The sequence below is a fragment of the Streptomyces sp. NPDC053513 genome, from assembly GCF_044544765.1.
GTDB lineage: Bacteria > Actinomycetota > Actinomycetes > Streptomycetales > Streptomycetaceae > Streptomyces > Streptomyces litmocidini.
Window position 1 is genome coordinate 257,640 of sequence record NZ_JBITXP010000003.1, and the last position, 11,801, is coordinate 269,440.

Below are 11,801 nucleotides of genomic sequence, written 5' to 3' on the forward strand. Positions count from 1 at the left end.
ACTGCAAGGCGCGCGTCACAATCGACGGCCGGACACCGTCGACCGCCCTCGGGCAGCCCTCCGTCGAGCCGCGGGAACGGACCGTCCGGAGCCCCGCGGCTATCGGTCCGGCGCCGCCTCCGGGCGCGCGTACGTCCGGCCCTTCCACGCCGCGCCCCGGCCCCGGTGGTGCCGCACCGCGGAGTCCACCGTCATCAGGAGGTACAGGAACGCGGTGAACGGCAGCAGCGGAGCGAGCCACAGCGGCTGGCGGTAGTAGCGGAGCATCGGCACGTACGTCCCCGCCATCACCGCCCACGCGGCGCCACCGGCCCACGCCGCCACCGCGTCCCCGCCCCGGACGCCGGCCACCAGGGCCACCGGCGGCACCAGATAGACGAGCGCGAGACCCGCGACCGTCCCCACGAGCAGCAGCGGGTTGTGCCGCAGCTGCGCGTACGCGCTCCGCGCGACCATCCGCCACAGCTCGCCGAGCCCCGGATACGGGCGGACGCTGTCGACCCGCTCCGCAAGACCCAGCCAGATCCGCCCCCCGGCCCGCCGCACCGCCCGCGCCAGCGACACGTCGTCGATCACCGCCTGCCGGATCGCCTCCGGCACGTCCGCCGCCACCGCCGTCTCCGTCCGCAGCAGCACACAGCCGCCCGCGGCGGCCGTCGCCAGGGGCCGCGCCCGGTTGATCCAGCGGAAGGGATACAGCTGGGCGAAGAAGTAGACGAACGCCGGGACGACCAGACGCTCCCACGCGCTCGCCACCCGCAGCCGGGCCATCTGCGACACCAGGTCCAGGTCGTTGCCCACGGCCGCCGCCACCAGCCGCCGCAGACTGTCCGGCTCGTGCGCGATGTCCGCGTCCGTCAGCAGCAGGAACTCCGGCCCGCGCGCGCGTGCCAGCGCCATCCCGTGCCGCAGCGCCCACAGCTTCCCCGTCCAGCCCGGCTCCGGCTCTCCCGGCGACACGACGGTCAGCGGCAGCCCGCCGTCCCGGCCGGCCAGCTCGCCGGCGAGCTTCCCCGTCCCGTCCGTACTCCCGTCGTCGACGAGGAAGACCTCCGCCTCCCCCGGATAGTCCTGCGCGAGCAGGGACGGAAGGCTCATCGGCAGCACCTCCGCCTCGTCCCGCGCCGGCACCACGACGGCCACCCTCGGCCACCGCTCCGGGGACGGCGGTCGCTCCCGCGGCAGCCGCTGATCGGTGCGCCAGAAGAAGCCCTGGCCGAGCAGCAGCCAGAACCAGACGGCCAGGGAGACGATCGAGAACCAGGCAAGGGTGCTCATTCGCGGCAGTCTGCCCCAGATCGCGGGGGACGAACGGCTCATCGGCTAGGGTGACCGGGTGAAGATCGCGCTCATGGACTCCGGAATCGGCCTCCTCCCGGCGGCGGCCGCGGTACGCCGGCTCCGGCCGGACGCGGACATCCTCCTCTCCAACGACCCCGACGGCATGCCGTGGGGCCCCCGCACCCCCGAGGACCTGACGGGGCGTGCCCTCGACGTCGCCCTCGCCGCCGCCGATCACCGCCCGCAGGCGCTCATCGTGGCCTGCAACACCGCCACCGTGCACGCCCTGCCCGCCCTGCGCGCCGCCCTCGAACCGGGCATCCCCGTCATCGGCACCGTGCCCGCGATCAAGCCCGCCGCCGCGGCCGGCGGCAAGGTCGCCATCTGGGCCACCCCTGCCACCACCGGCAGCGCCTACCAGCGCGGACTCATCCGCGACTTCGCCGACGGCGCCGAGGTCACCGAGGTGCCCTGCCCGGGGCTCGCCGACGCCGTCGAGCACGCCGACCAGGACGCCGTGGACGCCGCCGTCGCCGCGGCGGCCGACCTCACCCCGACCGACGTCCGCGCCGTCGTCCTCGGCTGCACCCACTACGAACTGGTCGAGGGACGGATCCTCACCGCCCTGGAGGCCCGCCGCCGGGCCGGACTGCCGCCGATCGTCTTCCACGGCTCCGCCGACGCCGTCGCCGCACAGGCCCTGCGCCGGATCGGCGCCGAGCCCGCGCCCGACGCGGACCCCACCGGCACCCTCTCCGTCCTGCTCAGCGGGCGCCCCGGCCGGCTGCCGGCCCCGGCCCTGGAGTACGCGGAAGGCCGCACCCTGGCGGCCACGGCCGCCGCGCACTGAGCGCCGGGGCGTGCCGCGGGCGCGCCCCGCACTCCCGAGCACGGCGCGCGGAGCGCCCGGCGAGCCGAGCGCCCCGCGCCGAGCCGTCCCTCCGCCGGGGCGCTCCGCGGACCGTCACCCTCCTCTTTCACCGAGCGTCACGGTGCGACCGCGCTCCGGCGCGCTGTCCACAGGGAACCTGGGTACCCTCCTTCTTATGAGGGAGCATTCCCGGGACCGCAGCCCACGCGCCGACGAGCTGACGCCCGTCGTCTGGACCGGTCGCGCCACCAACCGTTTCCAGTGGGTCGCCGCCGTCGCCGGCGCCGCCTGCATGGCCCTGGGCATCACCATCGCCGTCGAGTCCGCCTGGACCTCCGGCATCGCCGCCCTCCTCATGGCGGTCATCGGCTGCGTCGCGGCCGGACTGCTCGTCCTCTTCGGCACCCTCGCCTTCGTCCACGTCGCCGTGAAGGTCGACGACCGCGCCATGGAGGTCCGCTGCGGCCACATCGGCGTGCCGCGCCGCCGCATCCCGCTCGCCCACGTCGTCGACGCCGACTTCGCCCCGAGCGTCAGCCCGTGCCAGTGGGGCGGCTGGGGCTACCGCTGGCGGCCCGAGAAGGGCACGGCCGTGATCGTCCGGCGGGGCGAGGGCCTGGTCCTGCGCCTCGGCGACGGCCTGAGCTTCACGGTGACCGTCGACGACGCGGAGTCCGCGGTCCGTGTCATCCGCGCCCGCCTCCGCCGCCCCGCCCCTCCGGTCCCGCCCGCCGCGACCGGTGCCTGACCCCGCTCGCACCCCCTGCGAACCGGTGCCTGACCCCGCTCGCACTCCCTGCGGACCGGTCCGCGCCGGTCACACGGGTCCCGGGGCGAGCCCCACCGCCCTCCTGGGGGACAGGAACGCCCCGTAGACTCCGCTGGGTGAGCGCCACCATCACCCCCGTCGACGCGTCCGGACCCGACACCGCCCCCACGCCGGGCGCCCGGCTGCGGCGGTTCGCGCGGCCCGGGGCGGCTCTGCTGTCCGGGTTCCTGCTCTACCTGAGCTTCCCCCCGCGCCCCCTGTGGTGGCTCGCGCTGCCCGCCTTCGCGCTGCTCGGCTGGACCCTGCGGGGCCGCCGTCTCCGCGCCGGCTTCGGCCTCGGCTACCTCGCGGGGCTCGGCTTCCTGCTCCCGCTCCTCGTGTGGACCGGCGAGGAGGTCGGCCCCGGGCCGTGGCTGGCCCTCGCCGCCGTCGAGGCGCTCTTCGTCGCCGCCGCCGGTCTCGGCATCGCGGCCGTCTCCCGGCTCCCCTGGTGGCCCTTCTTCGCCGCCGGGGTGTGGATCCTCGCGGAGGGGGCACGCGCGCGCGTGCCCTTCGGCGGGTTCCCCTGGGGCAAGGTGGCCTTCGGACAGGCCGACGGCCTCTTCCTGCCGCTCGCCGCCGTCGGCGGCACCCCGGTGCTCGGCTTCGCGGTCGCCCTGTGCGGCTTCGGCCTGTACGAGGCGTACCGACGGTTCCGCGCGTACCGGGCCACCGGCGCCGTCCCGCGCGGCCCGCTCGCCGCCGCGGGGCTCGCGGTCCTCGTCCCGGTCACCGGCGCCCTCGCCGCGCTGCCGCTCGTCGACGACTCCGCCGAGGACGGCACCGCCACCGTCGCCGCCGTCCAGGGCAACGTGCCCCGTCTGGGCTTCGACTTCAACGCCCAGCGCCGGGCCGTCCTCGACAACCACGTGGCCCGCACCCGCGAGCTCGCCCGGGCCGTCGAGGACGGGCGTGAGCCGCGGCCCGACTTCGTGCTGTGGCCGGAGAACTCCTCCGACATCGACCCGTACGCGAACGCCGACGCGGCCGACGTCATCGACGGCGCCGTCAAGGCGATCGGCGTGCCCACGGTGATCGGCGCCGTGGTCACCCCCCAGACCGGCAAGCTCCGCAACACCCTCATCCAGTGGGACCCCGAGCGCGGCCCCGTCGCCACGTACGACAAGCGGCACGTCCAGCCCTTCGGCGAGTACATCCCGATGCGCTCCTTCGTACGGATCTTCAACAGCAACGTCGACCGGGTGAGCCGGGACTTCGGCGCCGGCACCAAGGTCGGCGTCTTCGACCTCGCCGGTACGAAGGTGGGCCTGGCGACCTGCTACGAGGCGGCCTTCGACTGGGCCGTGCGCGACACGGTCACCCACGGCGCCCAGCTGATCTCCGTCCCCAGCAACAACGCCACCTTCGGCCGCACCGAGATGACCTACCAGCAGCTCGCGATGAGCCGGGTGCGCGCGGTCGAGCACAGCCGGTCGGTCGTCGTGCCCGTGACCAGCGGCGTCAGCGCGATCATCCGCCCCGACGGCGAGATCGTCTCGCAGACGAAGATGTTCACCCCGGACGTCCTCGTCGAGAAGGTGCCGCTGCGCTCCTCGCAGACCCCCGCGACCCGACTGGGCACCCTGCCCGAGGCCCTGCTCGCGGTGCTCGCGGCGGCCGGACTCGGCTGGGCCGGCGCCCGCGCGGTGCGCGCCCGCCGGACCCCGGCGTCCTGAACTCGGGCCCGTGCCCCGGCCCGTGGATGATCTAGGGTCGGGGCATGGGCACTCCTGACTTCATCCGCGAACTGCGCGTGACGGCCGGCCACCAACTGCTCTTCCTGCCGGGCGTCAGCGCCGTCGTCTTCGACGACCGGGGCCGCGTCCTGCTCGGCAAGCGGGCCGACAACGGCCTCTGGGCGGTCATCGGCGGCATCGTCGACCCCGGGGAGCAGCCCGCCGACTGCGCGGTGCGCGAGGTGTTCGAGGAGACCGCGGTGCGCTGCGTCCCCGAGCGGATCGTGCTCGTGGAGACCCTGCGCAAGCCCGTCGTCTACCCGAACGGCGACATCTGCCAGTACATGGACGTCTCGTTCCGCTGCCGGGCGATCGGGGGCGAGGCGCGGGTCAACGACGAGGAGTCGACCGAGGTCGGCTGGTTCGGGGTGGACGAGCTGCCGGAGATGAAGCGCTTCTCGTACCTGCGGATCGAGAAGGCGCTCGCCGATGAACCCACATGGTTCCGCACCACAGTAACCAGCTGAACTATGGGCCCGACACACATCGGTGGGGGAGGGGCCCGTTCATAGGGTGCGGAGCATGAGCGCCCCCATCACCGCCCCCGGCACCGAGCCCGGTGCCGACGTCGCCTCGCCCCTGCCCCGCGCCGCGGGCCTCGCCCTCGACCTCACCGGCCGCACCGCGCTCGTCACCGGCGCGGCCGGCGGCATCGGGCGCGCCTGCGCGCTGCGGCTCGCCGCCGCCGGCGCCCGGGTCAGAGCCGTCGACCGGGCCGCCGAGGGCCTGGAGACCCTGGCCGAGGAGGCCGGCCCGCTCCCCGGCGACCTCGAACCGCGGCTCCTCGACCTGACCGACCTGGACGCCGCGGAGGCGGTGGCCGCCGGCACCGACATCCTCGTCAACAACGCCGGGATCCAGCTGGTCCGCCCCATCGAGGAGTTCCCGCCGGACGTCTTCCACACCGTGCTCACCGTGATGCTGGAGGCGCCCTTCCGGCTCATCCGGGGCGCCCTGCCCCACATGTACGGCCGGGGGTGGGGGCGGATTGTGAACCTCTCCTCCGTCCACGGACTGCGCGCCTCCGCCTTCAAGTCCGCCTATGTGGCCGCCAAACACGGCCTGGAGGGCCTGTCCAAGACCGCCGCCCTCGAAGGCGCCCCGCACGGGGTCACCTCCAACTGCGTCAACCCCGGCTACGTCCGCACCCCGCTCGTCGAACGGCAGATCGCCGACCAGGCCGCCGCCCACGGCATCCCGCCGGAGCGCGTCCTCGCCGACGTCCTCCTCAAGGACTCGGCGCTCAAGCGGCTCATCGAACCGGAGGAGGTCGCCGAGGCCGTCCTCTACCTCTGCACCCCGCAGGCCTCCTTCATCACCGGCACCTCCCTCACCCTCGACGGCGGCTGGACCGCCCACTGAGGCAGTCCCCTGTGAAGCTCGTCCACAGGGGTGGTGCGACCACACGTACGGCAGGTATCCCTGTGTCCATGTCCCACGAACACGTCTCCTACCTGGAACTCCTCGCCCGGGGAGCAGGGACGGAGGCCTACGACCGGCCCGTGCTGCTCGCCCGCGCGAGCGGCGCGGGCCCCGAGGAGCTGGCCGGGCTGGAGGAGGCCAAGCAGCTCGCGCTGCGGGTCCGCGCAGAGCTGGAGGGGCGGCGGCGCCGCGAGGCGGAGCTCTCCGCGCTCTTCGCCACCGCCCACGACCTCGCGGGGCTCCGCGACCTCGACGCGGTGCTGCGCGCCATCGTGCAGCGCGCCCGCTCCCTCCTCGGCACCGAGGTCGCCTACCTCAGCCTCAACGACCCGGCCGCCGGCGACACGTACATGCGGGTCACCGAGGGCTCGGTCTCCGCCCGCTTCCAGCAGGTGCGCCTCGGCATGGGCGAGGGGCTCGGCGGCCTCGTCGCCCAGACCGCCCGCCCGTACGTCACCGAGGACTACTTCGAGGACCCGCGCTTCCAGCACACGCGCACCATCGATGCGGCGGTACGGGACGAGGGCCTCGTCGCCATCCTCGGCGTGCCGCTCAGCCTCGGCAGCCAGGTCATCGGCGTGCTGTTCGCCGCCGACCGCAGGGCCAGGGTCTTCGAGCGCGAACAGGTCGCGCTGCTCGGCTCCTTCGCCGCGCACGCCGCCGTCGCCATCGACACCGCCAACCTGCTCGCCGAGACCCGCTCGGCCCTCGCCGAGCTGGAGCGGGCCAACGACATCATCCGCGAGCACAGCGCCGTCATCGAGCGGGCCTCCGAGGTCCACGACCGGCTCTCCGAACTCGTCCTGCACGGCGGCGGCGTCCACGACGTCGCCGACGCCGTCTCCGAGGTCCTCGGCGGCACCGTCGAGTTCACCGAGACGGGCGCCGGCTCCGCCCGCCGCGCCGGGGGCCACGCGGTCCGCGAGGGCGACGACTGGGTGGCCGCCGTCTCGGCCGGCGGCGAGACCCTGGGAGCCCTCGTGCTCCACGGCCAGCCCGACCTCGACCCCGTCGACCAGCGCACCCTGGAGCGCGCCGCCCTCGTCACCTCCCTGCTGCTGCTCGCCCGCCGCTCGGCCGGCGAGGCCGAGCAGCGGGTGCGCGGCGAACTCCTCGACGACCTCCTCGACGCCCCCGACCGGGACCGCCGGCTGCTCCGCGAGCGCGCCGCCCGGCTCCGTACGGACAGCGAGGCACCGCACGTCGTGCTCGCCGCCCGCATCGACCGGGCCACCGGTGACGCCCCCGAAGCCGACGCCGGAGGCCGCGAGAGCGCCGACCGGCAGCGCCTGTGGTCGGCCGCCTCGCACCTGGCCGCCACCCGGCACGGGCTCGCCTCGGCCCGCGACGGCGGGACGGTCCTGCTGCTGCCGCTCGGCCCGGGGGAGAGCGCCGCCGACCTCGCCCGCCAGACCGCCCGGAACCTCGGCGGCACCCTGCGCGAGCCGGTCACCGTCGGCGCCTCCGCGCCCGTACGGACGCCCCTCGACCGCCCGGACCAGGTCGCCGTCGCGTACCAGGAGGCCCGCCGCTGCCTGGACGCGCTCGTCCTGCTGCACCGCTCCGGACAGGGCGCGGCCGCCGAGGACCTCGGCTTCCTCGGCCTGCTCCTCGCCGACGGCCGGGACATCGACGGCTTCGTGGGCCGGACGATCGGTCAGGTCGTCGCGTACGACCGGCGACGCGGCACCGAACTGGTCCGCACCCTGGACGCCTACTTCGCCAGCGGCATGAGCCCGGCCCGCACCAAGGACGAACTCCACGTCCACGTCAACACGGTGGCCCAGCGACTGGAGCGCGTCGGCCGACTGCTCGGCCCCGACTGGCAGTCCCCGGCCCGCGCCCTGGAGATCCAGCTCGCCCTGCGCCTGCACGCCCTGTCGGACGCGGTCGCCGGCAGGTGACGCGCGGAAGGCCTCGTGCCCCGCTCCTGCAGGAGCGGGGCACGAGGCCTTCGAGGTCCTCCCGGATCAGGCGTCGGCGCGGACCCGGGCGTCCTCCGCACTCCGCCCGTCGACCTCGCCGAGGTCCCGGTCGCGGGTCTCGCGGGCGGCGGCGATCGCGACGACGGTGAGCAGCGCGGCGGCGATCACGTACAGGGCGATCGGGGTCGAGCTGCCGTAGTCGGCGAGGAGCGCGGTCGCGATGAGCGGCGCGGGGGCGCCGGCGGCCACGGAGGAGAACTGGGCGCCGATGGAGGCGCCGGAGTAGCGCATCCGGGTCGCGAACATCTCGGAGAAGAAGGCCGCCTGCGGCGCGTACATCGCCCCGTGCAGGACCAGGCCGACCGTGACGGCGAGCAGCAGGGAGCCGAAGCTTCCCCGGTCGATCAGCAGGAAGAACGGGAACATCCAGGCGCCGACGCCGACCGCGCCGATCAGATAGACCGGGCGGCGGCCGATCCGGTCGGAGAGCGCGCCCCAGGCGGGGATGACGGCGAAGTGGACGGCGGAGGCGATGAGGACGGCGTTCAGCGCGGTCTGCTTGCTCAGGCCGACCTGCGTGGTCGCGTACACGAGGATGAACGCGGTGATGACGTAGTACGAGATGTTCTCCGCCATGCGGGCGCCCATCGCGACCAGCACGTCCCGCCAGTGGTGCTTGAGGACCGCGACCAGCGGCATCTTCTCGACCTGCCCGGCGACCGCCTTGCGCTCCTCGGCGGCGGCGAGCGCCGCCTTGAAGACCGGCGACTCGTCGACCGAGAGCCGGATCCACAGGCCGACGACCACCAGGACGCCGGAGAGCAGGAAGGGAACGCGCCAGCCCCAGGAGGCGAAGGCGGCGTCCGAGAGCAGCGCGGTCAGCGCGGACAGCACACCGGTCGCGAGCAGCTGACCGGCCGGCGCCCCGGTCTGCGGCCAGGAGGCCCAGAACCCGCGCCGCTTGGCGTCGCCGTGCTCGGACACGAGCAGGACGGCCCCGCCCCACTCACCGCCGAGCGCGAAGCCCTGCACCAGCCGCAGCACCGTGAGCAGCACCGGAGCGGCGGATCCGACGGCCGCGTGCGTCGGCAGCAGCCCGATCGCGAACGTCGCTCCGCCCATCATGAGCAGGCTCAGGACCAGCAGCTTCTTCCGCCCGAGCCGGTCCCCGTAGTGCCCGAAGACGAGCGCGCCGAGCGGCCGCGCGGCGAACCCGACCGCGTAGGTCAGGAACGACAGCAGCGTCCCGACCAGCGGATCGGACTCGGGGAAGAACAGCTTGTTGAACACCAGCGCGGCGGCCGACCCGTACAGGAAGAAGTCGTACCACTCGATGGTGGTGCCGATGAGACTCGCGGCGACGATGCGCTTGAGGGAACCGGGGGGTGTGGGAGCGGTTGTTGCGGCGGCCATGTGCACCACTTCCAGGCAGGTACGGGGACGTTTCGGTGTCGCCATACCGTAGGAAGGCGCAGGTCAGGGGCGTATGTGGTGGGACACCATAGTTCGACGCTCCCGCATCCGCCCGGCCTCCATGACCCGCCTGCGCGACCGCGCCGAGCCGCGGGGGAGGGCCCGGGAGCCGGTCGCCGCCCTGCGCGCCGCTTCCCGCGGCGTCCCTGAACCTCTGACCCGCGCTGTGCTCCAGGCTCTTGGGGTTCGTCTGTCTCTTGGGGCACGAGGCGTTTCCTGTGGTGACAGAGGGTGCGGGCGTGTACCGTCCCTGTTAGCTGTCGTGGTTCGGATCTTCTTTTGCCCATGCCTTCGGCATGGGATTTTTGCTGTGCTGTGCCGCAGGAACCAGGGCGATCACCTCCGCCTCCCGCAAGGTGCGGGAGGTGTCCATCGACTGGAAGGCATGAGACATGGCTACGGGAACGGTGAAGTGGTTCAACGCGGAGAAGGGCTTCGGCTTCATCACCCAGGACGGCGGTGGCCCGGACGTCTTCGCCCACTACTCGGCGATCAACGCGACGGGCTTCCGCGAGCTCCAGGAGGGGCAGAGCGTGACGTTCGACGTCACCCAGGGCCAGAAGGGCCCGCAGGCGGAGAACATCAACCTCGCCTGAGCCGGGGCGGATGCAGCGCCTCGGTCCCACGGGTCCGTACGGCAGACGCCGTGTGAACCGGCCCGCCCGTACCCGGCACGCTTGCTGTGATGGGCAGGGGTGTGGAGCACAGGATCTGGGGCATGCGGGTTTCGAGCGCTTGGGGGCGCTCTGGATATGCAGGACCTGCCGGTTTCCCCCTCCGGCCGGTTCTCGGGTGGAGGAACGGCCCGCACCGACTCGGTGCGGGCCGTTCGACGTGTGCCGGCGTGGCCGTGTGCGTCCACCGGAAACGCTCTCCGGTGCGAAGTCGATGGCCGGGTCGTCGCTTTCGGCCCGCAGCAGCTCTCTCACCCGGCCGGCGGCGTCCCCGGTCAGTGTCTGCGGCCGATCGGCGACCACCAGGGCGCCGGCGTCGGTGAACGGGTTTCGGGGGACGCCGTGCTCGTACTCCGACCGCACCGGGGAGTCGAAGGGGTTGCCCGAAGGCTCGCGGCCCACGCCTTGCCAGATCCGTTCGCCCTCCGGGGAGAGCACCAAGGCCAGGGCGAAGACCTTGGGGAGGGACTGCGTCGAGAAGGGCTGCTGCCAGTCGCCGGACGCCGTAGACCGTTCCGTCCGGTTCGGCGACGGCCATGCCGAAGCGCTGGGGTCGCCACCGGCGAGCAGGGGGATGTAGTCGGCGGGACTGCCGCGTTCGCCGAGCGCGGCAGCCTCTTTCTCGATGCGGTCCAGCACGGCGCCGAAGCGTCCGGTTCCGACTGTGGTCACCGTGTCCGTCCGGACGCGGTGGGCGGGATCAGCTCCTCCGGGCACGCACGTGCCCTTTCCCGCGCGGAACCACCCGCCGACTTCTCACGCGTCCGCACCCCTCCGAGCGTCAGGACGGTCTCCTCAGGCTGCCGCTGCCACGATCGGGCAGCGGGCGACGACACGGGTGCCGCTCGGCGTGACGTCCGCGGCCCACCAGCTCGTGCAGGCGGTGACGAGCGCCAGGCCCCGGCCGAAGGCGGCGTCGCCGTCCTCGGCCACCTGCCGGGGCACGCGACGGTCCAGCCAGCGCCCCTGGTCCTTGACCTCGACGGTCAGGGCCGCCCCGTCGAAGGAGACCAGCACCGTCACCTCGGCGCTGCTGCTGTGGAGCACCACATTGGTGACCAGCTCGCTGACGACCAGGAGGAACGTGTCGGTCGCGTCCGCCGGCACCGCCCATCGGCGTACAGCGCCGCGGACGAAGCGGCGCACGGCCGGAACGCTCTCGGGCGTCACCGGCAGGGCGCACAGTGCCACCACCCGGCCGGGCACGGGACGCTGAAGTGGTCCGACGGCACCCTGATGCAGCCGCGCCTCCAGGGCTACGACGCGACCTTCGGCTTCGATACCACCGACGGCCTGAACCTGCACAAGGCCGGCGTCGCCACCACCATCAAGGGCGAGAAGGGCGTGACCGTCTTCAACGACCACACCAACAAGTACTGGGACGCGTCCAACAAGTACAGCAGCGTGATCGTCCCCGATACCCACACCCAGATCGAGGTCCTCTGGAACAGCCTGAACAAGCTGGAGACCCTGGTCCACGTCAAGCCCGTGAAGTAACCATCCGGCACTGACAGACATCACGGCCCCCGGCGGAGCAGCCCGCCGGGGGTCGTGCGGGGGCGGCAGTGGTGTGCGCTGTCGACAACGGCGGGGGCCGCCACCGGTGTGTTC

11 protein-coding genes and 1 pseudogene are annotated in these 11,801 nt (G+C 73.7%); 8 read left to right on the forward strand and 4 right to left on the reverse strand.

What is annotated here, in order from left to right:
- Positions 1-99 precede the first annotated feature (99 nt).
- A complete protein-coding gene (locus ACIGW4_RS06865) occupies positions 100-1,278 on the reverse strand; it encodes a glycosyltransferase (protein ID WP_359592374.1) in 1,179 nt (392 codons plus the stop codon).
- Positions 1,279-1,336: 58 nt separating this feature from the next.
- On the opposite strand from ACIGW4_RS06865, the gene ACIGW4_RS06870 reads away from it, so the two are divergent.
- The 6 genes from ACIGW4_RS06870 (at position 1,337) to ACIGW4_RS06895 (ending at position 8,022) form a co-directional block, all read left to right on the forward strand.
- The gene (locus ACIGW4_RS06870; protein ID WP_398710947.1) at positions 1,337-2,131 is read left to right on the forward strand and encodes a glutamate racemase; all 795 of its coding nucleotides are present in this window, start codon (positions 1,337-1,339) and stop codon (positions 2,129-2,131) included.
- Between the two features lie 196 nt (positions 2,132-2,327).
- Positions 2,328-2,900 (forward strand): hypothetical protein, encoded by a 573-nt coding sequence (locus ACIGW4_RS06875; RefSeq protein WP_359592376.1) that lies wholly within the window; start codon positions 2,328-2,330, stop codon positions 2,898-2,900.
- 137 nt (positions 2,901-3,037) lie between these two features.
- The gene (gene lnt / locus ACIGW4_RS06880; protein WP_398710945.1) at positions 3,038-4,636 is read left to right on the forward strand and encodes an apolipoprotein N-acyltransferase; all 1,599 of its coding nucleotides are present in this window, start codon (positions 3,038-3,040) and stop codon (positions 4,634-4,636) included.
- Between the two features lie 44 nt (positions 4,637-4,680).
- Positions 4,681-5,163, forward strand: a complete 483-nt coding sequence (locus ACIGW4_RS06885) for an NUDIX hydrolase (RefSeq protein ID WP_398710944.1) — start codon at positions 4,681-4,683, stop codon at positions 5,161-5,163.
- Positions 5,164-5,218: 55 nt separating this feature from the next.
- A complete protein-coding gene (locus ACIGW4_RS06890; protein WP_260174805.1) occupies positions 5,219-6,058 on the forward strand; it encodes a 3-hydroxybutyrate dehydrogenase in 840 nt (279 codons plus the stop codon).
- A gap of 68 nt (positions 6,059-6,126) precedes the next feature.
- Positions 6,127-8,022 (forward strand): GAF domain-containing protein, encoded by a 1,896-nt coding sequence (locus ACIGW4_RS06895; protein ID WP_123458606.1) that lies wholly within the window; start codon positions 6,127-6,129, stop codon positions 8,020-8,022.
- 66 nt (positions 8,023-8,088) lie between these two features.
- Here the strand turns inward: ACIGW4_RS06895 and ACIGW4_RS06900 are convergent, their stop codons facing one another.
- Positions 8,089-9,456: an MFS transporter gene (locus ACIGW4_RS06900; RefSeq protein ID WP_123458605.1), complete on the reverse strand. Its 1,368-nt coding sequence runs from the start codon at positions 9,454-9,456 to the stop codon at positions 8,089-8,091.
- 452 nt (positions 9,457-9,908) lie between these two features.
- Between ACIGW4_RS06900 and ACIGW4_RS06905 the strand changes: the two genes are divergently transcribed.
- Positions 9,909-10,112 carry a cold-shock protein gene (locus tag ACIGW4_RS06905; RefSeq protein ID WP_123458604.1) on the forward strand — a complete coding sequence of 68 codons (204 nt, stop codon included), beginning with the start codon at positions 9,909-9,911 and terminating at the stop codon, positions 10,110-10,112.
- 336 nt (positions 10,113-10,448) lie between these two features.
- Here ACIGW4_RS06905 and ACIGW4_RS06910 read toward each other — a convergent pair.
- Positions 10,449-10,907, reverse strand: a pseudogene (locus tag ACIGW4_RS06910) (glutaminase); the annotation flags it as partial.
- Positions 10,908-10,985: 78 nt separating this feature from the next.
- Entirely contained in the window at positions 10,986-11,384 is a 399-nt protein-coding gene (locus tag ACIGW4_RS06915) for an ATP-binding protein (RefSeq protein ID WP_399578876.1), read from the reverse strand.
- 18 nt (positions 11,385-11,402) lie between these two features.
- Between ACIGW4_RS06915 and ACIGW4_RS06920 the strand changes: the two genes are divergently transcribed.
- Positions 11,403-11,687, forward strand: a complete 285-nt coding sequence (locus tag ACIGW4_RS06920; RefSeq protein ID WP_399579106.1) for a hypothetical protein — start codon at positions 11,403-11,405, stop codon at positions 11,685-11,687.
- Positions 11,688-11,801: the final 114 nt, after the last annotated feature.

Bases quoted from the DNA above. Each gene is read 5' to 3' on its own strand.
- ACIGW4_RS06865 (WP_359592374.1), bottom strand. From the start codon at position 1,278: ATGAGCACCCTTGCCTGGTTCTCGATCGTCTCCCTGGCCGTCTGGTTC.
- ACIGW4_RS06875 (WP_359592376.1), top strand. From the start codon at position 2,328: ATGAGGGAGCATTCCCGGGACCGCAGCCCACGCGCCGACGAGCTGACG.
- ACIGW4_RS06885 (WP_398710944.1), top strand. From the start codon at position 4,681: ATGGGCACTCCTGACTTCATCCGCGAACTGCGCGTGACGGCCGGCCAC.
- ACIGW4_RS06890 (WP_260174805.1), top strand. From the start codon at position 5,219: ATGAGCGCCCCCATCACCGCCCCCGGCACCGAGCCCGGTGCCGACGTC.
- ACIGW4_RS06895 (WP_123458606.1), top strand. From the start codon at position 6,127: ATGTCCCACGAACACGTCTCCTACCTGGAACTCCTCGCCCGGGGAGCA.
- ACIGW4_RS06900 (WP_123458605.1), bottom strand. From the start codon at position 9,456: ATGGCCGCCGCAACAACCGCTCCCACACCCCCCGGTTCCCTCAAGCGC.
- ACIGW4_RS06905 (WP_123458604.1), top strand. From the start codon at position 9,909: ATGGCTACGGGAACGGTGAAGTGGTTCAACGCGGAGAAGGGCTTCGGC.